Annotated in this window: 17 protein-coding genes; 12 read left to right on the top strand and 5 right to left on the bottom strand. The window is 65.2% G+C overall.

The window, feature by feature from the left end:
* Nucleotides 1–10 precede the first annotated feature (10 nt).
* A complete protein-coding gene (locus U1769_RS07520; protein WP_332714314.1) occupies nucleotides 11–937 on the bottom strand; it encodes an EamA family transporter in 927 nt (308 codons plus the stop codon).
* Nucleotides 934–3027, bottom strand: coding sequence for a glycoside hydrolase family 36 protein (locus tag U1769_RS07515; RefSeq protein ID WP_332714311.1), 2094 nt, complete (start codon nucleotides 3025–3027; stop codon nucleotides 934–936). The genes U1769_RS07520 and U1769_RS07515 overlap by 4 nt, the downstream gene beginning before the upstream one ends.
* Nucleotides 3028–3178: 151 nt before the next feature.
* Between U1769_RS07515 and U1769_RS07510 the strand changes: the two genes are divergently transcribed.
* Nucleotides 3179–4285, top strand: a complete 1107-nt coding sequence (locus U1769_RS07510; RefSeq protein WP_332714308.1) for an amidohydrolase family protein — start codon at nucleotides 3179–3181, stop codon at nucleotides 4283–4285.
* Nucleotides 4286–4300: 15 nt separating this feature from the next.
* Here the strand turns inward: U1769_RS07510 and agaR are convergent, their stop codons facing one another.
* Nucleotides 4301–5080, bottom strand: a complete 780-nt coding sequence (agaR, locus tag U1769_RS07505; protein WP_332714305.1) for a transcriptional repressor AgaR — start codon at nucleotides 5078–5080, stop codon at nucleotides 4301–4303.
* Nucleotides 5081–5255: 175 nt separating this feature from the next.
* Between agaR and U1769_RS07500 the strand changes: the two genes are divergently transcribed.
* From U1769_RS07500 to U1769_RS07475, 6 genes are all read left to right on the top strand, one after another.
* On the top strand, nucleotides 5256–8129 hold the full coding sequence (locus U1769_RS07500; protein ID WP_332714302.1) for a TonB-dependent receptor: 2874 nt from the start codon (nucleotides 5256–5258) through the stop codon (nucleotides 8127–8129).
* A 14-nt stretch (nucleotides 8130–8143) separates the two neighbouring features.
* Nucleotides 8144–9709 (top strand): hypothetical protein, encoded by a 1566-nt coding sequence (locus U1769_RS07495; protein ID WP_332714299.1) that lies wholly within the window; start codon nucleotides 8144–8146, stop codon nucleotides 9707–9709.
* Between the two features lie 126 nt (nucleotides 9710–9835).
* Complete coding sequence (gene eat, locus U1769_RS07490) at nucleotides 9836–11200, top strand: ethanolamine permease (protein ID WP_332714295.1); 1365 nt, start codon at nucleotides 9836–9838, stop codon at nucleotides 11198–11200.
* A 120-nt stretch (nucleotides 11201–11320) separates the two neighbouring features.
* Nucleotides 11321–13651: a TonB-dependent receptor gene (locus U1769_RS07485; protein ID WP_332714292.1), complete on the top strand. Its 2331-nt coding sequence runs from the start codon at nucleotides 11321–11323 to the stop codon at nucleotides 13649–13651.
* 89 nt (nucleotides 13652–13740) lie between these two features.
* Complete coding sequence (locus U1769_RS07480; protein WP_332714289.1) at nucleotides 13741–15954, top strand: CehA/McbA family metallohydrolase; 2214 nt, start codon at nucleotides 13741–13743, stop codon at nucleotides 15952–15954.
* 203 nt (nucleotides 15955–16157) lie between these two features.
* Nucleotides 16158–16547, top strand: coding sequence for a hypothetical protein (locus U1769_RS07475; protein ID WP_332714286.1), 390 nt, complete (start codon nucleotides 16158–16160; stop codon nucleotides 16545–16547).
* 15 nt (nucleotides 16548–16562) lie between these two features.
* On the opposite strand, the gene U1769_RS07470 is transcribed toward U1769_RS07475, so the two are convergent.
* Nucleotides 16563–17588, bottom strand: coding sequence for a DUF8021 domain-containing protein (locus U1769_RS07470; protein ID WP_332714283.1), 1026 nt, complete (start codon nucleotides 17586–17588; stop codon nucleotides 16563–16565).
* A 115-nt stretch (nucleotides 17589–17703) separates the two neighbouring features.
* On the opposite strand from U1769_RS07470, the gene U1769_RS07465 reads away from it, so the two are divergent.
* The 3 genes from U1769_RS07465 to U1769_RS07455 all read left to right on the top strand — a co-directional run bounded on the left by U1769_RS07465 (nucleotide 17704) and on the right by U1769_RS07455 (nucleotide 20679).
* A complete protein-coding gene (locus U1769_RS07465) occupies nucleotides 17704–18288 on the top strand; it encodes a TetR family transcriptional regulator (protein ID WP_332714280.1) in 585 nt (194 codons plus the stop codon).
* A 154-nt stretch (nucleotides 18289–18442) separates the two neighbouring features.
* Complete coding sequence (locus tag U1769_RS07460; RefSeq protein WP_332714277.1) at nucleotides 18443–20158, top strand: MoaF N-terminal domain-containing protein; 1716 nt, start codon at nucleotides 18443–18445, stop codon at nucleotides 20156–20158.
* A gap of 11 nt (nucleotides 20159–20169) precedes the next feature.
* The gene (locus tag U1769_RS07455; protein ID WP_332714274.1) at nucleotides 20170–20679 is read left to right on the top strand and encodes a hypothetical protein; all 510 of its coding nucleotides are present in this window, start codon (nucleotides 20170–20172) and stop codon (nucleotides 20677–20679) included.
* Between the two features lie 64 nt (nucleotides 20680–20743).
* Here U1769_RS07455 and U1769_RS07450 read toward each other — a convergent pair whose 3' ends face one another.
* Nucleotides 20744–21580 carry a DUF8021 domain-containing protein gene (locus U1769_RS07450; RefSeq protein WP_332714271.1) on the bottom strand — a complete coding sequence of 279 codons (837 nt, stop codon included), beginning with the start codon at nucleotides 21578–21580 and terminating at the stop codon, nucleotides 20744–20746.
* A 368-nt stretch (nucleotides 21581–21948) separates the two neighbouring features.
* Between U1769_RS07450 and U1769_RS07445 the strand changes: the two genes are divergently transcribed.
* Together U1769_RS07445 and U1769_RS07440 are read left to right on the top strand one after the other, a co-directional pair.
* Nucleotides 21949–22959, top strand: coding sequence for a DUF8021 domain-containing protein (locus U1769_RS07445; protein ID WP_332714268.1), 1011 nt, complete (start codon nucleotides 21949–21951; stop codon nucleotides 22957–22959).
* 105 nt (nucleotides 22960–23064) lie between these two features.
* Nucleotides 23065–25953 carry a TonB-dependent receptor domain-containing protein gene (locus U1769_RS07440; RefSeq protein WP_332714263.1) on the top strand — a complete coding sequence of 963 codons (2889 nt, stop codon included), beginning with the start codon at nucleotides 23065–23067 and terminating at the stop codon, nucleotides 25951–25953.
* Nucleotides 25954–25969 lie beyond the last annotated feature (16 nt).

The raw sequence follows: 25969 nt of genomic DNA, 5'->3' as shown, positions 1-25969 counted from the left end.
TAAAACGAAACTATTTCGCTTCGAGGATCGCTTCTTCATCCTCGGCATCAGGCTCGATCGCGAGCAGCATCGAGGCGACTAGGGCGAGCAGGATTCCGACGGTCTTGAGCGGCCCCGGCACCACCCCCAGGATGACCAGCGAGAGCAACGCCGTGGCGAGCGGCGCACCGGCATTGGCCAGCGGCGCGACGATGATCGCCTTGCCGTAGCGAAACGCGAAGACCAGAGTCAGCGCGCCGATCGCGTTCAGCACCTGAATCAGGGCGGCCAGCCCGGGGCCGTCCAGCCCCCAGTTGATCGGCTTGCCGAAATCGGTCATCGCCCAGGCCACGGGGACCAGCATCAGCCCGGCCAGCATCATGTAAACGAAGATGCTCTCGGCCGACATGATGTGGTTGGCCGCTTTCATGAAATAGGCCTGCACGCCCCAACACAGCATCACCACCAGCGCCGGCACCAGCCAGGCCGCCGATGCGCCGCCGCCGCTGCCGGGCGCGAAATCGAACGTCGGCAAGGCAAGCAGCGCGAGCAGGATGCCGATCGCGCCCAGCCGCCCGGTCCGTTCGCGCATCAGCACGAACGACAGCGCGATCGTCACGATCGGCGACAGCGAGATGATCGGAAAGATCAGATAGGCGGGCCCGCGCGCGACGGCGTAGAACAACACCATCTGCCCACCAGCGCCGAGCAACCCGATCGCCAACCCATAGCCGATCGCGCGGGGCGACCGATCGAGCCGCCAGCCGGTTTGCGCCAGCACCACGAGCGCCGGCGGAATCATCGTGAGCGCCCAGACGCAATAGACCAACGTCTCGGGAAAGCCGCGCTGCACCGACAGGCCGGAAAAGGCGCCCCATACGCCCCACAGCACGACGGTGACCAGCGCGTTGACGAGCCAGGCACGGCTCGACGGCGCGGCCGCTGCGATCGCCGTCATGCCTGAACTCCCCGGGCCGGTATCGCCGTGATCAGCTGGAAGCGCGCGAACTTCGCCGGGACGCTATTGCGCGCGCCGGTCGCAGTGCCGAGGGATTTTCCGCTGAAGCTGTCGGTCAGCGTGTAGCGCCCCGCGCCGAGGCCGCGCAGGACGAGCGGGCCATCCCATGCATCAGCGAAAAAGGCGTAATGGAGCACGCCGTCCCGATCGATCGCATGCGCCTCCGGCTTGTCGAACCCGATATCGTAGAGCCCGCCGAGATAGCTGCCCCTGGCCAGCATATTGGCGCGGTACAGATCGATCCATTTGCGCCAGAGCGCTTCCTTCTGCGCCGTCAGCACGAACCCGCCGGGCGGTAGCTTGTCGGTCGGGTCAGGCGTATCCCTGGGCCAGGTGAATTTGGTCGATGGGATCGCCCCGATCCCGTAGGTGGAGGCGAAATCGTCTCCCCCGTCGCTCAGCTCGACATGATCGCCGGAATAGGGCGCCGACGGGCCCATCAGCGCCTTGAACGTCTTGCCCTTCGAGCGGATCTGCCACGATGAAGTGGGATCGGAGGCGGGCGTGTTGTTCATTGCCGGGATGTTGTGAAAGGCGAAGCTGTCGCCGCACGGGCAGATCTCGATGATGGCCTGCGGGTTTATCGCCATCGCCTCGTCATAAATGGCCTTCCAGAAATCCTGCAGCTTCTCGAACGATTCCTCTGGCCGGGCGTGGTTGTGCGCGGGATTGTGGCAGGGCGCGACGCCGTTCAGATGCTGGCCGTCGAGCTTGAGCCCTTCGAACCCCCATTCGCCGATGATCCGGCGCACCTGCGCGCGGAAGAAATCGACCGTCGGCGGATAGGCCGGGCACATCGTGAAGGCATTCCACCAGCTGACATTCTGCGCAGACCCGTCGCGATCGAGGATCAGCATGTCGGCATGATCGCGCAGGAGATCGGTGCCGGGATCGACCGCAAGCGGGGCCAGCCACAGCCGCGGGCGCATGCCATCCGCCTTGATGCGATCGGCAAAGGCCTTCATGTCGGCATCGCCGCGCGGGAACTTCGTGCGATCCACTTTCCAATCGCCTTCGGACGTCTGCCAGCCATCGTCGAGCACCGCCCATTCGAAGCCGAGCGCCTTCGCCTTGGGCAAGGTGCCGTACACCTGTTCGGTGGTGAAGTTGCGCTCATAGCCCCAGGCGCACCACACCGGCCCATAGCTCGATTCCGGAATGACCGGCGCAGCAAGGCCCCGCTCGCCCATCAGGCGACGATAGGTGTCGAGCGGACGGAAATGGTCGCCCGTGTGCGCCATCAGGAAGGCAGCGGGCAGAGTCACGGTCGCGCCCGGGGCCAGCAGCGTCGGCTCGTCTCCGGACAGGCCGAGGCGGGTGCCGTCCGGCTGGGCCGCGACGGGCAGCGAGACCAGCCGCGGGACCGTTTCGACATGGCCGACCGCAAGGCCGACGTCGCGGCGCCACACCACGGCGACTGGCGTGCCGCCGCCATAATCGGAGCCGTTCATCCCCATGAAATTTCGCTGCTCGAAGCCGGGCGCGACCTTCTGCACCCAATCCCGCCGATCGGGATAGGAAGCGCCGGCGAAGCTCCAGGCGCCATCGGGATGCGCGAGCAGATCGTGAGTCGCGACGCGCCACCCGGCAATCGCCAGCGGCTCGGTGCCAGTGTTGCGATAGCCCATTTCATAGAGGGCGAAGCCGGGATAGCGATCGAAGAAGGTGATGGCGAGTTGCTGCTCCACGGCCCCGCCGGCGGTGGCCCGCAGCTGATGCCGGCGACCCGGGCCATGCGGCCCCGCCACCGCATTCTCCCGGTGGTCGAGCAGGAGGAAGCGATCGACCGCGCGATGATCGGCGAGAAACAGCGCCTCCCCGGCCGCCATCGGCGTGATGGCCTTCCCACCGTGCGACACGCGGGACTGCATCATCGCATCGAAATCGATCGTCAGGGTTCCGTCGGAAAGCCGCACGCCTGTCGGCGCAGCGGCCCAAGCCCGCCCCGCACCCACCGGCGCGGCGACGAGCGCGGCGCTCGCCATCAGGCGTCCAAGCGCGGCGCGGCGGCTGATTGAATCGGACAGCATGGTGGCGGGCACCCCTCCAGACCGGCCGGATCTCGCGACGAGCGGCCATTGATACAAAAGGTCTTGCCCCAACCGCAGCGACGGCGCAAACCAAAATCGCAATTTACGTGATCGTTTTGTTTCGTTTCGTTTGCATTGAGGGGAGTATGGGATGCGGTTGCTGCCAAACATCGCGCTTCTGACGGTTTCGGCGCTGCTGATCGGCGCCGCCGACCCAACGCCGCTCTATAGCGAGGCGGATTTCGCGCACGTCGCCAAGTTCGACGCGCACGTCCACGCCAATGTCAGCGATCCGAGATTCCTTGACGTGGCGCGCCGCGATGGCTTCGAGCTACTGTCGATCAATGTCGACTATCCCGATTTCCCGGCGCTTCGCGATCAGGCGACGGTCGCGCACGAGATGCGCGCGAAAGACCCCCGCCGCTTCCGCTTCGCCACCACCTTTTCCATGCAGGGCTTCGGCACGCCGGACTGGACGGCCCGCACCAACCGGGCGCTCGACGACGCCTTCGCCCGCGGTGCGGTGGCAGTGAAGGTTTGGAAGAATATCGGCATGGTTGCGACCGATGCCGCGGGTAAACGCGTTTTCCTCGACGATCCTCGCTTCGACGGCGTGATGGCGCATCTCGAGCAGCGTGGCATTCCGCTGATCGCGCACCAGGCCGAGCCGAAGAATTGCTGGCTGCCGCTCGATCAGATGACGACGGAGAACGACCGCAGCTATTTCCGCGAGCATCCCGAATATTACATGTACCTCCACCCCGAAGAGCCGAGCTACGAGGCGCTGATGGCGGCGCGCGACCGCTTCGTCGCCCGTCACCCGAAGCTGGCCTTTGACGGGGCGCACATGGCGAGCCTGGAGTGGAGCGTAGACGAGCTCGCCCGCTTCTTCGATCGCCATCCCAATGCGGTGGTCGACCTGGCGGCGCGCATGTCCAACCTGCAGGTCCAGTCGAACGCCGATCGCGCCAAGGTGCGCGCCTTCTTCATCAAATATCAGGACCGGATCCTGTACGGCACCGACCTGACCGACAGCCCGCCCGATCCCGCCGCGCGCGCGCAGAATCCGCCTGCGACCAATGACTTCCCGAAAGAGGCCGACCAGGTGTGGCGTGCCGACTGGCGCTATCTGGCGACGCCGCTGAGCCAGCGCGTCGATGCGATCGGGGCCGATGCACCGGGCCTGGCCCTGCCCCGCCCGGTGATCGACAAGATCTACTGGAAGAACGCCCAGCGCTTCTTCAAGCTGGCGAAATAGCCGGGGGAATCCCCCTCAGGCGACGTGGAGCCGGAAGCCCAGCCGGCCGGCCGCGGCCTGCATGCCGTCAGCCTCCACGGCGTCCGTGACCAGATCGTCGATCTCGCCGACGTTCAGGATGCGGTGGAGGCAGACGCGGCCGAACTTCGACCGGTCGGTCACGACGATCACCTGCCCCGCCGCCCTGGCCATCTTGCGGTTGAGCACTGCCTCGGGCTCGTAATGCGTGGTGATGCCGCGATCGAGATCGAAGCCGTCAACGCCCAGGAACAGCTTGTCGACATGGAGATCGTCGAGCGCGCCCTCCGTCTGCGCGCCGTAAAAGGCGCGATTGCGCCGCCGCAGCGCGCCGCCCAGGAACACGACGTTGATCCGTTCCTTGGCGGCGAGCACGCACAGGATATCGAGATCGTTGGTCAGCACCGTGATGTCGTCCATATCCGGCAGGTGCAGCGCGATCTGCAGCGCGGTGGTGCCTGAATCGAGCACCACGGAATCGCCAGGCATCACCATTTTCGCCGCCAGTGCGCCGATCCGTGCCTTCTCACCGATGTTGATCGCGCGCTTGGCCTCGACCGGGGGCTCGGCCACGACATTCACCGCATCGGTCGAGATGGCGCCGCCATAGGAGCGCTCGGCGATCCCGCGCTTCGCCAGATAGTGCAGGTCCTTGCGGATCGTCTGCATCGACACGCCGAAGCGTTCGGCGAGCGGCACGACCTGCACACTGCCGCGTTCGCGCACCATTGCGCTGATCTGCTGTCGCCGACCGCTGGTATCCCGGGTGACGGGCATGGACATCCTCCTGTTGCTGGATGCTTATCAGCCAAAAATCGCGCGCACAACAAAATGGAAAGTTTCGTTTCATTTCTGTTTGACAGTTTCGCTACGATCGCGATACCAAAACGAAATAAACCGCACGAGTCTAACGAGACAACGCGACCGCGCGGCAGCTCAAAGGGGAATTGCGATGACGCGACTACGCACTTGGCGGGATGTGGTGCTTACCGGGGTCAGCGCGGCGGCCTTACTGGCCGGGTCAAACGCGGCAGCGCAGACCAACGCCGTCCCCGCGACCGCCGAGCCCGATCCGGCGACGCTTCAGACGAATGACGACTCCGCCGGGGCGGAAGACACGGCCGACATCGTCGTGCGCGGCGTCCGCGGGAGCCTGTTGCGATCCATCCAGGCCAAGCGCAACGCCGACACCATCGTCGATGCGATCTCGTCCGAGGAACTCGGCAAGTTTCCCAACCGCAACGTCGCCGAGGCACTGGCCAACATTCCCGGCGTGACCGTCGGGCGTGATGGCCGTGGCGAAGGCCGTTCGGTCACCATTCGCGGCCTGGGCGAGAATTTCGCGATCACGACGCTCAACGGGCGCATCCTGCCGACCGACGGGCCGGATCGTTCCTTCGCCTTCGACGTGCTGCCGTCCGAGATCATCTCCGGCGCCGAAGTGCAGAAGGCCGTGCGCGCCTCCGAGCTGGAGGGCAGCATCGGCGGCAACATCAACTTGCGCACCGCCCGCCCGCTCGACCGCACGGGGCTGCACGCGTCGGCCGCTGTCGAGGGCCAGTATAATGATTTCGCCGACAAGGGCGGATACAAGGTGACTGGTGTGGTCAGCGCGACCTTCGCCAACGACACGATGGGTATCCTGATCGGCGCGAGCTACAACAAGTACAAGTTCAGGACCGACAATCTCGGCGAATATTCAATCACCGACGGCACCGAGGCGGCGTACGGCGTCGATTTCGACCGCAACGGGCAGATCAACCCGGACGAGAACGGCCCGGCCTTCATCTGGCCGGATTATTACAGCGTCGGCTATGTACTGGGTGAGCGCGAGCGGATCGGATCGGCCGGCGCCTTCCAGTGGAAGCCGTCGAGCAGCTTCGAGCTGACGATCGACGGGATCTACAGCCGCTACAACGTCTCGCAGCACAATTACCGTTCATCCAACTATCTCAACCCGCTGGGCGATGACGGATCGCTGCGCTGGGACCCGGCCTCGATCAAGGTCGATTCAAACCATGTCGTGACCGGCTTCGCCCTCAACGACCTTGTTTCGGAAGTGCTGACCACCGACGAGCCGCGCAAGAGCCAGACCTATCAGTTCGGCGGCCATATCGACTGGCAGGCGAGCGAGCGCCTGAAGGTCGCGGTCGACGGCTATTACGGCAAGGCAAGTGACGATACCGGCGGGCAGAACCGGTTCGTCGTGGCCGGCATCACGGGCGCCTCCGCCGTGTTCGCGACCCGCAACGGCGGGATACCGGACCTGGCCATCACGATCCCGGGCGGCCGGACGCTCGACCAGGCGACCAACGACGATTTCCGCGCCCATTATATCGGCATCCAGGGCCAGAATATCTCCGACCGCACCCAGGGCACCAAGCTCGACGCGACCTATGATGTCGACAACGGCCTGTTCAAGTCGATCACCTTCGGTGGTTCCTGGACCGACCGCAAGAAGACCGTGGAGACGATCGACAACCAGTACACGACATCGTGCAATTATTGCGGCTATCCGTTCACCTTCGGTCAGCTTGGCGCGTCGGTCGTCCGGCCGGGAATCGAGGGGAATATCCTGCCGAAGCTATCCGGCAATTTCCCCCGCAACTTCCCCCAATTCGACATCGACACCTATCTGGCCGCCCTTCCCCGCGCGGACAACAACCCGGCGATCCTCGATCCCAACAGCTGCCTGGACGATACGGGCACGCCGATCCCCGGCTGCGCCCTGTCGCCCTATCCGGCGGGATATTCGGCCCAGTCGATCATCCCGGACCTTCCGGCATCCTATCTGATCAAGGAGCGGACCTGGGCCGGATATGTGCAGTTCAACCTGGCCGGCGCGCGCTGGCGGGCCGATATCGGCGCACGCCTGGTATCGACCAAGGTTTCCTCGACCGGATATGGCGCCAGCATCGCGAGCATCATCCCGCGCGTCGGGACGCAGGACAATGACGTCGATTTCAACCCGGTCGACGCGATCAACGGCGGCGGCGATTATCTGCGCCTCCTGCCGGCGGCGAACTTCGCCTATGATATCGCCGACGGTTTCCGCGTCCGGCTCGCCGCGTCGCAGGCGATCTCCCGGCCGAGCTTCGGCGAATTGTCTCCGGCGAAGGACGCGACTTCGGCGCAATCGGGCACCTACATCATCTACGATGCCGGCAACCCGAACCTGAAGCCGACCGAAGCGGACCAGTTCGACGTCTCGTTCGAATATTATCCGTCGAACCGCCTCGCGCTGACCGCGGCGGCCTTTTACAAGCACATCACCAATTTCGTCTCCACCATGCCGGTCGACGTGGTCATCACGCCGACCAACCAGCCGGCGAACCAGCAGCAGAATTTCAACTTCGTCGAATATCAGGTTTCGAACGGCGACAGCGCCAAGGTCTACGGCGTCGAGGTTGGCGGGCAATATTTCCTGGACAATGGCTTCGGCGTCCAGGCCAACCTGACCTACAATCATTCCCGCGCGACCTCGGGCGATGTCACGACCGGCCTGCCGGGGGCGATCCCCTTCTCCGCCAACACCAAGCTGTTCTACGAGAATCACGGCATCGGCGCGCAGGTTTCGTACAGCTTCCAGTCGCGCTACACGTATGCCCAGGCCGGCAATCTCGGCTATCTTCCAGTCAAGGAAGACGCCTATCACGAAATGTCGGCCAGCCTGTCCTATGACGTGACGAGCAACGTATCGGTCTATGTGCAGGGTTCCAACCTGCTCGGATCGGCGATCAAGCGCTACAACACCTATCGCAACGTGCCGAATTTCTACGAATATTCGGGCCGCTCCTTCTTCTTCGGAATTCGCGGCCGGCTGTGAGCGGCGGGGGGCCGGTGACCGGCGGGGTCAGCCGGCGGACGGTGCTGGCGGCGGGGGCCGCCGGGGGGATCGGGCTTGCCGCCCCCCGCCCGGCCACCGCCCGCATGCCGGAACATCTCTGGAGCGGGTTCGACTGGGGCAATGGTCCACCCGTATCGGACCGCCTCCACCAGGGGCCGTTTCCGCAATATGGCGCCGGTGCGGTCGTGCCCGGCAGCGAGGTGGTGATGGTCACGACCGCCTCGCGCGATATCGTGCCGAATGTCGGCATGGGCCTGACCGTCTATGTCTCGGGCGATACGGGGCCGCCGCGCATCCCCGGCCAGTCACTGGAACGGTCGATCGAGGATCTGATCCAGCTTCCCTTCGTCCAGAAAGTCTATCTGCGCCCCAACTGGCGCGAAGTGCAGCAGCGCCCGGGCCGCCTCGACCTGCCCGACTGGTGGCAGATCACCTTCGATCTGGCGCGGCGCCATGGAAAGCAGATCGGGTTCCGCATCATGCTGGAGAACCCGGATTTCGCCGAGCCGGGCATGCCGGCCTTCCTGATGGAGAAAGTGCCGTATCTGCGTCTGAAGGGGAGCTGGCCGGGCGATAACAGCCAGATCCGGCACAGCAAGCGGCATGCCCTGCCCCGCTATGACCACCCGGCCTATCTGGCCGCGTTCGCGGAGCTGAACGCGTTGCTTGCAGACGCGCTGAACGGCAGCCCCGCGATCGAATATATGGACACAATGATGTACGGCTTCTGGGGCGAAGGCCACAGCTGGCCGTTCGAAGGGCATGTTTTCCCCAGCGACATCATCGCCGAGCAGACATGGCGGCAGATGCTGGAAATCCAGATCGCGGCCTGGAGCAGGACGCCCCTCGTCACCAACACCCAGCCGGATTTCAACACTGTCGGCAATGCCGACATGCTGGACCGCACGGTGCGCAGCGGCAACTGGATCCGCAGCGACACGATCTTCATCGAGAACACCCAGATCGAGGCACTGAGCAACCGCCCGCCCTGGACCGCGGCGATCAGCGAAGTCGGCATGACGACGGGCGAGCCGTCGCAGCTCGGGCTCGATCAGGGCATTACGCTGAACGAAAGGATCATCGATCACGTGCTGGCGGTCGGCGCCAATTACTGGTCGGTGTGGAACTGGCACAATGAGGCGGCGGCCAATGTGCTGAGCTATTACGACCGTTTCCCCGGGCCGATCGACGAGGCGGCGCGGCGGATCGGGTACCGGGTCTATCCGTCCTTCGTCTGGGCGTTCGAACGGGACGGCCAGGCCGGCCTGGTGATCGGGCTGGCCAATGCCGGGGTGGCAGCCGTACCGGGCGTACTGCGCCTCAACGTGCAGGACGAGCAGGGCCGCATCCTTGCCGGCGGCTGCGTCGATGCCGGCTATCCCCGTCCGACCGGCATTCGCCAGGCGATGCTGATGCTGCCGCCGGGCAGCGCGTGGGAGGGCCTGCGGCTCAAGGCCGAGATCGAGATCAAGGGCGTGCGCCACCCATTGCGCTGGGCCTGCCGGCAGCCGCTCAACCCGGATTTGTCGATCACGCTCCGGCGCAACGTCCACCCCTGAACGCTTTATTTCGCTGCGTCGCACAACGGGTCTTTCCAGAGCCGGGCGACGGGGTGATACTCAGTGCTCGGCGGATCCGCGGCCGCGCCGTATGGCACGGCGCCTGGCGGGGACGGGGGGACATCGATGCAGGGCCATCAGCACGTCACGCTCGCCAGGAATCTGAATGCCTTCCATCTCTGGGGCATTGCCGTCGGGCTGGTCATCTCGGGCGAATATTTCGGCTGGAGCTATGGCTGGGCGACCGCCGGGACGCTGGGCTTCCTGGTGACGACGATCGTGGTGGCGGCGATGTACGTCGCCTTCATCTTCAGCTTCACCGAACTGACGACCGCGATCCCTCAGGCGGGCGGGCCCTTCGCCTATAGCCACCGCGCGTTCGGGCCGGTGGGCGGGGCGATCGCCGGCTTTGCCACGCTGATCGAATTCGTCTTCGCGCCGCCCGCGATCGCGCTGGCGATCGGCGCCTATCTCAACGTGCAATTCCCCGGGCTCGACCCGAAGCATGCCGCGCTTGGCGCATACGTCGTGTTCGTGCTGCTCAACATCGCGGGCGTGCGCATCGCGGCGACCTTCGAGCTGTTCGTCACGTTGCTCGCGGTGGGCGAGCTGCTGGTGTTTATGGGCGTGGTCGCGCCCGCCTTCAACTGGTCGCAGTTCGCGGCGGACGGCTGGGGCGGCGCCTCGCACTTCGCCATCGGGTCGATCGGCGGCATCTTCGCGGCGATTCCGTTCGCGATCTGGTTCTTCCTGGCGATCGAAGGCGTGGCGATGGCGGCGGAGGAAGCGCGCGATCCGCGCCGCACCATCCCGATCGCCTATGTCACCGGCATCCTGACGCTGACGGCGCTGGCGTTCGGCGTGATGATCTTCGCCGGCGGCTCGGGCGACTGGAAGGCGCTGTCGAACCTCAACGATCCGTTGCCGCAGGCCATGAAGACCGTGGTCGGTGCGTCGAGCGGGTGGCTGCACATGCTGGTGTGGCTTGGCCTGTTCGGGCTGGTCGCGTCGTTCCACGGGATCATCATGGGCTATGCGCGCCAGATCTTCGCGCTCTCCCGCGCCGGCTATCTGCCCGCGGTCTTCGCGCGGCTGCACCCGCGTTTCCGCACGCCGCATATCGCCACGGTCGCAGGCGGGCTGATCGGGGTCGCGGCGATCTACAGCGACAGCCTGATCGGGATCGCGGGCCAGTCGCTGACCGCGAGCATCGTCACCATCTCCGTGTTCGGGGCGCTGGTGATGTACCTGATGAGCATGGCGAGCCTGTTCCGCCTGCGCCGGACCGAGCCGGCGCTCGACCGGCCGTATCGCGCGCCGCTCTATCCGCTGGCGCCGGGCTTCGCGCTGGCGCTGTCGATCGTCGCGCTGGCGGCGATGGTCTATTATAATCTCGCGATCTTCCTCGTCTTCCTGGTGCTGATGCTGGCGGCAGTAGCCACGGCGTTGCTGCTCGCCAGGCGCAGGCCGGCCGAGGCGCGGCTTCGATAAGAATAACTTGTGTGGACCATCGCCGAATGGTCGTTACCCAATCGAAATGGACAGTTGTGCAATAAAGACACGGCTGCCGGGCGACAGCGGAGAGACATAATCCGGCGAAGGGGACTCGCTATGGCAATGGGACGAACGGGTTTGCGCAAGGCCTGGCTGACGGGCGCGGCGGTCGCCGGGATGCTGTCGATGGTCCCCGACGGAGCGGCGGCGCAGACCGCCACCGCCGCCGCGGACGACCCCACCGACATCGTCGTCACGGCGCAGCGGCGCGAGCAGAAGCTGCAGGATGTCGGCATCGCGATCACCGCCCTGTCGGGCGAGACGCTGCAGCAATTCAACATCACCAACGCGACCGACCTGACGCGCGCGGTGCCGACGCTCAAGATGAATGCCTATTCCTCCGCGCAGGTGGTGTTCAACATCCGCGGCGTGTCGCAGAACGATTATGGCGACCAGCAGGAGCCGCCGGTCGCGGTCTATCAGGACGACAGCTATTCCAGCTCGATCAACCTGGCGAGCTTCCCGACCTTCGATCTGGCCCGTGTGGAAGTGTTGCGCGGACCACAGGGCACGCTGTTCGGGCGCAACGCCACCGGCGGCGCGGTGCAGTTCATCTCGAACCAGCCGACCCGGGAATTCGGCGGCTACGCCTCGGTCACGGTCGGCCGCTATGGCCAGCTCGTTACCGAGGGCGCGATCTCCGGCCCGATAACCGATACGCTGCAAGTCCGCCTCGCCGGCATCCGCGACCGGGACAAGGGCTATATCGAGAATATCAACCCCGGCATGCCGGCACGCGGCGCGAACAATCACTGGGCGCTGCGCGGCATCGTGGCGTGGCAGCCCACGCCGGATATCTCGACCCGACTGACGCTGCGCTATCTGCGCGCGCCGCGCGAACGCCAGGCGGGCCTCTATTCGCTGGTCGCGAGCTGCCCGAACGCGCAGTTCCAGGGCGAAGTGCTCGGCGCAAACGAGAGCTGCGCCTATTGGGGATCGGGCCCGGGCGAGACGGGCGCCGGCTATCGCAACGACGCGATCAACCCGACGCGTGGCGGCGATCCCTACAAGACCGCAGCGACCGACCCGAGCTATGTCGACCGCAAGCTGTTCGGCGCGACCCTGCGCATCGAGGCCAGCCTCGGCGACGGGCTCGATCTCGTCTCGATCACCGACTACCAGCACGGCACCAAATTCTACGTCGAGGACGGGGACGCGTCGCCGGCCGACGGGGTGTTCTTCTACCAGGGATCGAAAATCGACCAGGGATCGCAGGAAGTGCGGCTGCAGGCGCATCTCGGCGCCAACGAACTGACGGTCGGGGCCTATGGCCTGATCGTGGACGGCCATTACACAGGCAAATATGCCGACCTGTTCTATGGCTATGATCCGCTGGTCGCCTTTTCGCAGCGGACCGAATCCTTCGCCTTTTTCGCGCAGGACGAATGGGCCGTCACCGACAAGGTCAAGCTGATCGGCGGCCTGCGTTACTGGCATGATTCGCGCCGCGGCAGCTATTTCGGCGCCGAGCCGAGCACGGGCGTATCGATCACCTTCAATCCGCGCGAAGTGTCCTACGGATCGTTCGGGGTGACTCAGCCATCGACCGGTGTGCTGACGACGCCGGCCGATGCCACGCCCAAGTTCAGCGGCCTCACCGCGCGGGCCGAGATCGATTACAAGCCGGTCGAACAGCTGCTGCTCTACGCGAGCTATAATCGCGGATCGAAGAGCGGCGGTTTCACTTTCTCGACCGGGACGCCGTTCCCGGGCGCTGAGGTCGCCACGCTCAACGGCATTCCCTATCGCCCGGAGAAGCTCGACGCCTATGAGCTCGGTGCAAAGGCGACGCTGGCGCCCGGCACCACGCTGAACATCGCGGCCTTCCATTACGAATATCACAACTATCAGGCCTTCGCCCAATATGGCGCGGTGCAGACGGTGGTGAACCTGCCGGGGAAATCGCAGGGCGTGGAAGTCGAATTCTCCACACGACCGCTTCGCGGCCTCACGCTTCAGGCAAGCGGTTCGGTTCTGCACACCCAGGTCCGCAACGTCGCGCTGCCGGATCTTGCCACGATCGAGACGCATAACCTGCCGCAGGCGCCGGGCTTTTCCGGCAATGCGCTCGCCCGATACGAATTCGCCTTCCTGGGCGGCATGGCGTCCCTGCAGGGCGATTTCCAGCATAGCGACAAATTCTGCTTCACCGTGCTGTGCGCGCCGGTAGAGCGGGAGGGCGCCTATGACGTCGCCAATGCCCGGATCGGTTACGTATCGCCGGGCAATGTCTGGGAGGCAGCGTTCTTCGTGAACAACATCTTCGCCGAGAAGTATCGCGTCTATGGCTATGACAATACGCTGTTCGACGGCACCGTGGCGGGCGTCTACGCCAAGCCGCGGACCTGGGGCGTGACCGGCACCGTGCATTTCGGCGCGGAACGCTGATCCGCCGGTTTCAGGGGTGGTCGACGGGCGCTCTGTTCATTGTCGCGTGCCTGGCGTTCGGCAATGCCGCCCGGGCCGAGGTGCGCATCGTGCACGGGCCGACGCCGATCGTCGGCGGCGAAGCGGTCGCGGCTGACGACCTGACGCTCGTCAACGATCGGATGGCGGTCGGCATCGCCATCGGCTCGACCCCGCCATGGGGCGCGCCGAGCGGTGCGATCATCGATGTCGCCACGGTCGAGCGCGGCGTGATCGGCCGCGACCATATCGCCTTTGCCGATTTCCTGCCCAACAGCTGGAGCCCGTGGACCGGGGTCCGGCCGGAGGTCGAGATCGTCTCGCCGGGCGGCCCCGAGGCGGTGGTGCGCGTCACGCGCGTCTGGCAGGGCGTCGAGGTCCGCACCACCTATCGCCTCGCCGACGGCGCCGACCAGATCGGCATCCTGGTCGAGCTGACGAACCGCGGCACGATCGATCATCGCGGCCTTTCATCGGGTTTGACCTTATGGGCAAAGGGCGGTGCGTTCTTTGCGATGCCCGGCCTGGTCGGCGCCAACGGCAAGGCCCTCGATTCCGGGGCAACGACCGGGGCGCTGGCCGACCGCGTCAGCGCCTATGACCGGGACTGGGCTATCACCCTGCACGCGCCCTATGCGGACCGAGTCGGTTATGAGCAGAAGGATCTCTACCGCCGCATCGATCTTCCGCCCGGTGGCCGGACGAGCCTTGCCGGGTGGCTGCAGGCAACGCCATCGGGTGACCTTGCGCCAGCCGTTCGGGCAGAAATCGCGCGCCGCGCCGTCCCGTCAGGCACGGTCGACGGCGCCATCGCCGCGCTTGCTGGAGGCGCGGTTGCCGACGGGACGGTCATCGTCGAAAAGAACAATGTCGCTTATGCCTGGGCGCGATCGGAAGGCGGCCGCTATGCCCTGTCGCTGCCGGTTGGCGATTACGCCCTGTATGCGACCGGCGCGGGCTTTGCCTCGACCGAAAAAGTCCCCATCGGGATCGCCGCAGGGGCCAGGCTGAAGCAGGATTTCGCCACGCTCCGGCCGCCGGGGCGGGTGCGCTTCGAGATCAGCGACGCCGCCACGCACGCGCCGATTCCTGCGCGGATCGCGGTGCTGGAAGGCGAACGCCCTGTGGTCGAATATCTCGGCCGGCACGTCTTCTTCACTGACCTGGACAAGACCGGCCGCAGCGTCGTGACGCTGGCGCCGGGCCATTATGCCTTCTCCGTCAGCCACGGCGGCGGGTTTCTAAGCACGCCGCGCGTCGAGCGGGTAACGGTACAATCGGGGCAGGACATGGTCGTGCGGGTCGCCCTGCCCCGCCCCTTCGATCCGGCAGCAAGCGGTTGGTTCGGCGCGGATATCCATCACCACGCAGATCAGGCGGAAGCCGTCACGCCGATCGCTGATCTGACCCGGTCGCAGCTCGCCGCGGGCCTGAACCCGCTCTTCATCAGCGATCATGACGACATGCGGAATGCCGCGCCGCTCTGTGCGATCGCGGCGCGGGCGGGAGCGGCGTGCTTGCCCGGAGTAGAGCTGACCACCTCCTGGGGCCATTTCAACGCCTATCCGATCCACCCCGACGGCCGGGTCTCGATCGACATGAGTCAGGCCAAGGTGGGCGCCGTGCTGGACGAAGCGCGCCGGCTGGGGGCAACGGCCGTGCAGCTCAACCATCCGTTCGGCGGCGGAGAAGGCTATATCAACAATGTCGCGGCCGGGCTCGCGCCAGGCGGATTCGATCCGCGCTTCGACCTGCTCGAGCTGAACGGCAGCGGCGAAACCGAGACTGGTCGCGCGGCCGACGCAAAGACGCTCGCGCTGGCATGGCGACTGTGGAACGGCGGGCATCGCTATTATCTGACGGGCGGCTCCGACACCCACGACGTCTGGGCAGGCGTGAGCGGATCGGTGCGGGTCTATGCCCATCCCGCCGGCGCGGTGAGTGCCGACAGCTATGTCGCGGCACTGCTTGCCGGCGCATCCTATGTCACGCGCGGCCCGCTGATCCTGCCCGACCGGATGTTCGGCACGACCGTACGCCGATCGTCGGGCAGCAGCGTGGCGGCGGGGTTCCGGCTGAGCGCGATCGGCGGCCTGCGATCGGCGAGCCTGGTCGTCAACGGTATTGTTGCCGAGACGCGCAGCTTTACCGGGCTGCCGCGCGAGGCGCGCGCCGACTTTGCCTGGCCCGCGCGGGCTGGCTGGTATGCGTTGACGGTCACGGACGGCGCAGGAGCGCAGGCGTTCAGCAATCCCGTCTGGATCGACATCGTCGACCAGCCCTGACGCAGACGGATCTTCGCCGCGCCGAACGAATAGGCGCCGATATCGACGCGCGTCCGATGCGCAAGGTCGGCCGGCAAAGCGATTTTGTTAACCGGTCCGCGCTACGGATCGACCATCGCCTGCCGGACATTCGCGACCAGTTGTCGGCCGGGTATCGGGCAGGAACCGAAGGATGTGCCGCATAATGATCCGGAGAGCTAAGCGTGAAAGATGATCTTCCCAAGGCGATCACCAAATTCCGGAATCTTCACGGTCAATTAACGTCACTCGCCGCAATCGAAACCGGCGACAGCCGAAGGGCCCTGGTCGATCTGCGGCGGGAACTCGCCACCGCGATGCACACGCTCGAACAGGTCGGGCCGCCCGAAGTCGCCGCGTCGCGCCTGCCGACCGCCGAAGCCGTCGCCGAAGAGTTCCGTCAGCGTTTTGCCCAGATGCGCAGCCGGATCGCGATGCACCAGACGAAATGGCCCGCAGTCCTGCTCGATCAGGCGCTGGTGGAATATCGCGCATCGGCCCGCGAGATGCACAAGAGCGTCGACGATTTCCTCGCCTGGGCCGACGCTCTCCTGCGCAAGATGACCTATTCCTGAGCGCGTTGCCCCCGGTCATTTCCAGGGCGATGGCGAACCATAGGGCACGGTGACGGCGACAGCTTCGATCGCCACGATCTTGCCGTCCACGACCTTGAACATCTCGGCCGCCGGCACGGTGAATGGCCGGATCGCGGCCTCCGGCATTGCGCGGGTGGTGCCGTCCGGATTCCTGATGGTAACGATGTCGCCGGGATGCTGGAAATAGAAGATGCCGAAGACGAGGCCACGTGCCTCGTCGATCACCGCGACTCGCCGCGGATCGACTGACTGGATGTACACGGTCGAGCCCGAATCGAATTGCTGCGCGCATCGCATCAGCTGGATCTCGGACCCGCCCGAGGGAGTCGCGCCCGCGGGCGGCAGAGTGCGACGCGCCCCGGCGGTCTGGATGCCGTTCTCGTGCCGCTCGCATTCATCGGCGAACGGCACGGCCTTGCCGCTGCCGGTGCTGAGCGCGCTCAGATAGGCATTGGCGATCTCCGCGAGCCGATCGCGCGAGACCCGTTTTTCCGGCGGGACGATCTCCGCCCAGACCGGCTTGAGCGTGAGACCCTGAGTGTTGAGGAACCGCGACGCCTGGCGACGCTGGATCAGCACCTCCGCCTCGGCGATCCGCCCGTTCACCAGCTTTACGCGCAGCGCGAGCAATTGCGGCACGCCATTTTCGACGATCGTCGCAAACAGCCCGGCCTGCCCGGCCCGCGCATCGTAAAAGCTGTTGCGATAGCTGCCGAAGCTGTCGATCGTCCGCCACAGACCCTGACCGAACGGCAGCTCTACTCCGTTCTCGGAATAGCGCGCGCCAGCGGCGAGCAGCGCATCGCCGGGTTTGCGCGCCGCGAAGGCAATCATGAAGCGATCGAGCGCCGCCCTGAGGCAAGCCACGTCACACGCAGCGGCATTGGCCTGAGCTGCAACGGGAACCGGTGCCGCGGCGAAAGCGGGCGCTGCCGCGAATGCCATTCCAATCGCCACAACCGAGGCAAGCGCACGCACCGGCACCACGCGCCTGAAGGGCGCCTCAACGGGTTTTGTCATGATCCTCTCCGATCGTTTTCGCGGCGTTATTCACCACTAATCAGAAACCTATCGGTGATAGGTTTATCGGTCAAGGAATGGCTGTTACGTAACAGGATCAGGTGAGGATCGAAGATTGAAGCTGAACAAGCGCAAGATTGCCGAGGGTGGGTTGACGCTGCTGGCGGAGGGCGGACTGCAGAATCTCTCGACGCGCAAGCTGGCGGAGCATTTCGGCATAAAGAGCGCCAGCCTCTATTATCACTTCAAGAACAAGCAGCAGTTGCTCGATCATGTGGCCGACGTGATGGTCCGTCCCGCCTGGCGCCCGCCCGGGCCGGAGGAGCGCTGGCAGGATTGGCTGGTCGATCTCGGGCTGCGGCTGCGCAGCCGGATCCTGGCTTATCCAGACGGCGCGCTGATCTATGCAGGCGCCTCTCCGCCGGTGGATCTCGAGAAAGAGACGGTGGACATGCTCTACGCGCCGATGATGCGCGTGGGCTTTTCCCGTGGGGACACGCGCTTCGTGATCTTCACCGTCATCCGCTTCACGATCGGCTGGGCTGCCGATGAGCAGGTCGCCCATAGCCGGGGCGCGGACCGCCCTTCAGACCTGAGCGAGCATGGCTTCGATTTCGGCCTGCGGACCATCGTCAGGGGTGCCGAAGCGCGGTTGCTGGAGGAGGCAGCCGAAGCGGCTGCGGCTCGCCGCCCGGACTGAGTGCCCCCCTTCCCCGACCAAGTTGAATAGCTTCCATAAAGGGGCTTGCGAGCCAACCTATCACTGATAGACTGGCGGCAGAACATTCGCCGGGCGAGGTGGCTGTCGTCGCCGTAGACCGGACGAATGCGAGACCAACAGGAGAGGATCACGCATGCTGGGAACGCCCTATCCCAAGGAGCCGATGCATCGCTTCGCTTATACGAAGCTGTCGGAAAGCCAGATTCTGAGCGCGTTGAGGCCAGTCGCAGCTAGCGGCCCGACCAGTGCTTCGCCGCTGTCGACCACCCTGGCGGGCAAGTCCCTCCGCATCGTCACGGACAAGGGCCCTACTCTTACTTACCGTTTCACCGGCGCGAACCGTCTGTCGGTCGCCCAGAGCGGCGCGGGTGCGGTGACTGCCGGATATGGCGCCCTGACGCTCGATCACGTCACGTTTTTCACGCACCTGATTCCCGGCACGCAGCGCGGTTACAGCGTGGTGATCGACCAGCAGACGAACCTGGCCACGGTATTCGAGCTGTGGTTCAGCGGCTATCAGGACAAGCGCGAGGTGATGCGCGAAATCTATCACGGCTATGTCGAGCAACCCGGCAAGGAAGCGCCCAGGGCGCGCCACGCACCAACCAACCGCATTGAAGGCAAGGCCTTCAAGTGGAAGCAGGACAATGGGATCGAGACGCTCGAATTCTACCCCTCGGCCAGCTATTCGCATTTTGTCGAGCTGACGCGGCTGGGCGGCGAGCTGGGCTATTGCGGCCCTTCCGATTACATCAAGATCAACGACGAACTCTATATCTACACCCGCACCGAATGCGAGTTCTCGGGCGTCTTCACCCTGTATGTGCTGGATCTCAACCGGATCGAGCAAGTGGGCGTGCGGCTTGGCTTCGACGCGACCGACAAGCTCGAATATTATGTCTTCCGCGGCAAGGGCGAGTGCCTGGGCCAGATCGCGACCTTCGAGAAGTTCGGTGACACCAGCGGCAATCCCGTACCCGTGCCGACACCGGGCAAGGGCCAGCGCCGGGTCTATCGTCCGCTTCAAACCATGCAGAAACTGTCAAAGGCGCAGACCGCGGAGGCGGCGCGGAAGCCGAAGGTCTTCGAAAAGCGCACGTCGATGGCGGGCAACGGATCGGACCCGACCGACTGGCTGGCCGGCAAGGCGATGACGCTGCGTTATGATGACGGCCCGGTGATGGAATATAAGTTCGAGAGCGCCGATACGCTGTCTTGGCGCAAGGAAGGCTCCAGCGCATGGATCAAGGCGCGCTACAATGCGTGGGAGTCGATGCCCGGCGTGCTCCTGTTCGGCCATTTGCTGGAAGGCACGGAGAACCATGATGGCCATATGGTCGTCGTCGATTTCGATCATGGCCTGGCGACCTGTTTCAACGGCCATCTCAACACGCCGTACATCGCCAACGAAGCCGGCGCGAAGACCTATTTCGGCGTGATCGAGATGGCCGGCATCATCCCGCCGTCCCATCGCCGCCACCAGTTCACCGACGAGCTGGTCGGCCGGGCGCTGACCTGGAACTACTCCCCCGGGCTCACCTCGATGCATCTCTATTCGACGCCGCACACGGTCAGCTGGATCATCTTCACGGAGAGCGGCCATGGCGGCACGACCTGGAGCGGATCCGGCCGCTTCGTGAAGATCCGCGACGACCAGTATTTCGCCTATTGGCTGGAAGAAGCGTGCAACGGGACCCTGGGCACCATCCTGATCAACATGCGCACCATGCACGATGTCGGCATCGGTTATCATTGCGACGAGAAGGGGCTGAGCCTCGGACAGGTCGGCGCGCATTCGCGGCACGCCGGACGGTTCGACGTGAAGCGGTTCTCGCAGGTTTCGGCGTGAAGGAGGACGAGATGAGCAACAACAGCACAGCAACGCGCCGATCGTTCCTGAAGGTCGGTGCGATCATGGCCACGCCGTTCGCAGCGGCGGTGCCTGTCGTAGCCATGGCCAGCGACGGACAGCGGGAACGTCTCGCTCGCCTGGAGGACGAAGGCGCGATCCGCGAACTTCAGCAGAGCTGGCTGCGCCGCTTCAATGCCGGCGCAGTCGACGAGGCGGCCCGGCTGGTCGGCGGCCGCCGCAAGATCGTGCTCGATGACGGCCTGCGGAGCATCGTCGCGGACCATGCGGCCGAACCGCTCGGCATCGAGGTCGCGGAAAATGGCGCCCGCGCCACTGCAAAGCTCGATTGCATCGTCGAGCTCGAGACCGAGCTGGCGCGGGATTGCACGCTGGCGATGATGGCGCATGCCCAAGGTAGCGGCTTCGTGCGGTCCACCGAGCGCCGCGTGCTCAGCGCCGACTATGTGAAATCCGACAAGGGCTGGACCATCGCCAGGCTGGAACTGGCGCAGGCCTGACGCGCCGTTCCCGATACCGAAGGGAGCCGGGAACGCGATGCGCCCCGGCTCCTCGTCGTTTCGGCTATTCCTGCGCGCGCAACTGCGCCGGGACGGGATAGCCGCAATTGAACGTCTTGCAGACCGTGATGGTGTGGACGTAGCGGATCTTGTCACGCTCCACCCGGAACATGTGGCTGTCCGGCAGGCGGTTCTGCCCAAACACGACCAGCCCCACCACGCCGCCGACATCCTCATCGACGATGAAGCGCCGCTCGACGATCTTCACGCCCGACGGCACGCCCACGTTGCACGTATCGTCCGGGCGGCCCTTGCCGGTGTAGATGCCGCCTTCAAGCCGCGCGCACGGGCTGCCCCAGGGAACCACGGTCTTTGGATCCATGAACAGGTCGAAATAGGCATTGGCGGCCGCGATCAGCGTCGCGCGGCTGCTGCGATCGGACGCGGGAATTACCCCCCAATCCTCGGCCGACGCATATTTGTACGTGATCGACGCCTTGAACAGCCAATCGTCGCTGTCCGTGACCAATGTCTCGATCTCGGCGACCTTGCCGTCGGCCAGTTTCAGTCGCGTGCCAAGTACATAAGGATGCGCCGGATCGGTGATCACGACTTCAGTGAAGGTCTCACAATTCTGCGTGTCCAGCAGACTGCGATGAAAATCGATCTTCTGCGGCGTGCTGAGAATGCCGCCCGACAACACAGCCTTCTGCATGTTCTCGACATAAGCGACCGAGGCGGCGAGCGGCATGGCGGCGGGCCGCCCGGACCGTTGGGCCGCGATGTAGCTGTCAATCGCAGCCTTCAGGCTTTCGCGGGTGCAGGCGTCCTTGGCCAGAACCGGCATCGGCGCGCACATCAGGGCTATGGTCGGCATCAGCCCGGCGACGAGATATCTCATTCCGATCCTCTCCTTTTATCGTTCCCAGCCGCGCCGCCGACCCGGTCACCTCCATAAAAAAAGGGGCCGACCTGTCTCGCGACGTTGCTTGACGCAAACACCTATCACTGATAGGTGAACAGGCCAAGGCGAAGTTCCACCATAGGGAATGCGCCACAGGGGAAGGATGCCAGCATGGATGTGGCATGTGGTTTCGCCATGCGCGGAACCGAGCCGATAAGGCTGCACCGCAGATGCGCAGGCTGGACGCAGCTGTTGCGCCGGGCGACGCGCCCCCTCCCCCTTTCAAGCTGCTTCGCAACCTTCCGCTTCGCGCGGGATCGCTGCGTGCGTCGAGCCGTGCCGTCACTGTCGAAGGGGGAATATCAATGATCGCTCGACTGGTTTTCCGGCTTGCCGCCGGAGCCGCGCTGCTTGTCGGCCCGCCCGTGATGGCCGGCCCGGCCCAGCAGAATCCCACCAACCTCGCCGTGCCGGTCGACTGCGACCGTGCCTGCCTGACCGGGGTGCTCACCGCGGTGCTGAACGCGATGGCCAGCAACGATATCGGCACGCTGCCGCTGGCGAACCATGTCCGCGCCACCCAGAACGGCGTGGCGCTGCCGCTCTATGACGGCATCTGGCAGACGGTGAAGGCCCTTGGCGCCTATCGGCTCGACGTCATCGATCCGGAATCGGGCCAGGCCGGGGCGTTCGCCACGGTGATCGAGGGCGGCAAGCCGATCTATATCGCGATCCGCGTTCGCGTTTCCGACCAGAAGATCGACGAGATCGAAGTGCTTTCGGCGCGCGGCAGCGGCTTTGGCGGCCCCGGCCGCGCCACGCCCGGCGAGACGATGGACAAGCTGGGCACGCCGCGCCCGCAATTCCTGCGCACCGTGCCAGCCTCTGCGCGGATGAGCCGGGCCGACCTGACTCGGGTGGCGGATGCCTATTTCGCCAACCTCCAGGCGAGCACCGGCAAATCCTCGGCACCGTTCGCCAAGACCTGCCAGCGGCTCGAAAATGGCGGGCAGACCACCAACCTGAAGACGCCGCGACCGGGCCGCGAAGCGTTCGACGTGCTGATGCTCGATTGCGAGAAGCAGCAGCTGAGCGGATTCTATCCGTTCGTGACGAGCATCCGGAACCGGCGCTTCCCGATCGTGGACCGCGAGCGCGGCATCGTGATGGCGTTCGGCTTCTTCGATCACACCGGGGCGGTGGGCGACATGAAGCTGACCAACGGCATGATCGTACCGTCGCCGATCAAGGCACCGCTGACCTTCAGCATCGCCGAGATCTTCCAGATCGACAGCGGCAAGATCGACCAGGTCGAGGCCGTGATCGACACCGTTCCCTACAAGATGCGCTCCGACATCTGGGACCGGCCCGAATAACCCGACCGCAATGAAGCGCGGGGGGAGCGGGCTCCCCCGGCGCCGACCACCGATCGTACCGGACGATTGAGCGGCAAAGCCGCCGAAACAGGGGAGAGAGATATCATGACCATCGCCAGCACCTTCACGTCCCGCCGCCATATGTTCGCCGGCTCGGCGCTCGCCGCGCTCGCCACCGCGATCCTGATGCCCGCCGCCGCCCTGGCGCAGACCGCGCCACCCGCCGCCGAGCAGGCCCAGGCCGAGGACACCGAGCGCGATATCGTGGTGACCGGATCGCGGCTGATCAGCAACGGCTTCTCAGCACCGACGCCGGTGACGGTGGTATCGGGCGAGCAGTTGCTGACGACGACGCCAACGACGATCGGCGAGGGCCTGAACAAGCTGCCCCAGTTCGCCAATTCGATCCGCCCCAGCAGTGCCCAGTTCGCGCCCGAAAGCGGTGCCGCCACACAGCTCAACCTGCGCTCGCTCGGTGCCCAGCGCGGCCTGATCCTGCTCAACGGCCGGCGCGTGAATCCATCGACCGCATCGGGCGCAGTCGATATCGCGACGCTGCCGGAAGAACTGGTCAAGCGGGTCGAGATCGTCACCGGCGGCGCTTCGGCGGCCTATGGGTCCGACGCGGTCGCGGGTGTGGTCAACTTCATCCTCGATTCGGACTTCAAGGGGCTGAAGGGCCTTATCCAGGGTGGCGTGACAGAGCGTGGCGACAATCTCAGCGAGAAGGTGTCGCTGACCTATGGCACGCCGATCACCGACACCCTGCACCTCGTGGCCAGCGGCAGCTTCTACAACACCAATGGCATCCGCGATTACCGCAAGCGCGACTGGTTCCAGTCCTGCGCCGCTCTGCTCAACCCCGCCGGGCCGCCGGCGCGCGTGCAGGTCTGCGGCGCCGCAACGACGCAAATGGCCGCGGGCGGCCTCATTACCGCGGGCCCGCTTGCGGGCACCCAGTTCCTCGAGGGCGGCGTTCCGGCGGCATTCCAATATGGCACGCTGCGCACCGGGACGATGATGCTGGGCGGCACGGGCGAGGATCAGGGCATCGACTTCCAGCCGCTCCCCTCGCTGCGCCGTGCAACCGGCTTCGGACAGCTCACCTGGAAACCGTCCGACACGCTCACCTTCTTCGCCGACGCCCTGGTGGCGCACAGCCGGGCGGAATATCGCGGCACGCTGATGCAGTTCTACGGCTCGACCGCGCTCACCATCTTTCAGGACAATGCCTTCCTGCCCCAGGCCACGCGCCAGCAGATGATCGACCGGAACCTGCAGTCGATCACCGTCGGCACGTCGATGCCGGCGGTAGGGTTCCTCGAGAATGAAGGCATCAGCGATACCCAGCGCTACACGGCGGGTTTCAACGCGAAGCTCGGCGAGTGGACGGTGGACGGCTATTACGAACACGGCACCAATCTCCAGACCATCCGGGGCCATGGCAATGTGACGATCGCCCATGTGTTCGACGCGGTCGATGCGGTGGTGAATCCAGCCAACGGGCAGGTCGTTTGCCGCACCCAGCTCGCCAATCCGAACCATGCCTGCACCCCGTACAATATCTTCGGCCCCAATTCGGCATCGCAGCAGGCCGTGGATTTCGTGCGCAATGGCCCGGGCGGCGACGGTTCCTGGACCAAGGAGCGCACCAAGGAGGATGTCGTCGAAGTCGTGGTGCGCGGCCATCCGTTCGAGACCTGGGCCGGCCCGTTCGGCGTGGCGTTCGGCGGCGGCTATCGTCGCGAAGCGGTCGACCGCAAAGTGGATCCGGGCTCCAACGGCCCGAAGATCTCCTGCCTTCAGGTCAACCCGAACTGCGCCAATCCCTATCCGATCCCGCGCGGCGTTCCGTCGAGCTATCTGGCGCGGCCGGTCGGGGCTTATTTCTTCAGCAACCAGCAGCCGATCGTCGGCGGTTACGACCTTTGGGAGACTTTCGGGGAAATCCTGGTGCCGCTCGCGCGCGACGCGACGCTCCTTCAGGAACTCGATCTGAACGCGGCCATCCGATACACCGATTACAGCCTGAGCGGCGGGGTGACGACCTGGAAGCTGGGCCTCAACTGGCGCCCGATCGACGACCTGCGCTTTCGCGCCACACGCTCGCGGGATATCCGCGCCGCGAACCTGACGGAGCTTTATTCGAGCTCTCCGGCCGGCGCCGGCGCGGTGACCGATCCGACACGCAACAATGCCGCCTCCACGGTCGTCAGCCTGGCGACCGGCAGTACCAATCTCGTCCCGGAAAAGGCCGACACTTTCACCATCGGCGGCGTGTTCACGCCGAGCTTCGTGCCCGGCTTCCAGTTCTCGGTCGATTATTACGACATCGCGATCGAAGGAGCGATCGGCCAGCTCGGCACGCAGAATATCGTCAACCAGTGTTATGCCGGCGCGACCGACCTGTGCAGCCGCATCGAGCGCGATGCCGACGGCGTGATCTTCCGGGTGAACAACGGCTATCTCAACATCAACCAGCTCAAGACCAGCGGACTGGACATCGAAGCGAGCTATCGCACGGCGGTGGGCCAGGGTTCGCTCGGCCTGCGCGTGCTCGCGTCGCACGTGTTCGAACTCTCCACTCAGGTGCAGGGCGCGGCGGTGGTCGACCGGGCCGGCCAGACCGGCTTGTCGGGCGGGATACCCAGCTGGAACTTCAACATCGACCTGAATTACCGCAACGGGCCGTTCGGGGTGAACATCAACGAGCGGATCATCGGATCGGGCACCTATGATTCCACCTTCCGCGAAGGCGTGGACATCGACGACAACAGCATCCCGGCCGTCGCCTATACCGATCTTACGGCGAGCTATCGCTTCAACGTGGGCGGCAATGAGTGGGAGCTGTTCGGCACGGTCAACAACCTGCTCGACAAGGCGCCGCCGCGGCAGAGCGGCACCTTCTTCGTGTTCGGGACGATCCCGACCAACACCTATCTGTTCGATACGATCGGCCGTTCCTACACGATGGGCCTGCGTATCAAGCTGTAAGGGGGCGCGGCCCGTC

Source organism: Parasphingomonas zepuensis (assembly GCF_036663735.1).
Taxonomy (GTDB): Bacteria; Pseudomonadota; Alphaproteobacteria; order Sphingomonadales; family Sphingomonadaceae; genus Sphingomonas.
The sequence above is the reverse complement of the archived record's forward strand: the minus strand, read 5'-3'. Positions and strand labels throughout refer to the sequence as shown.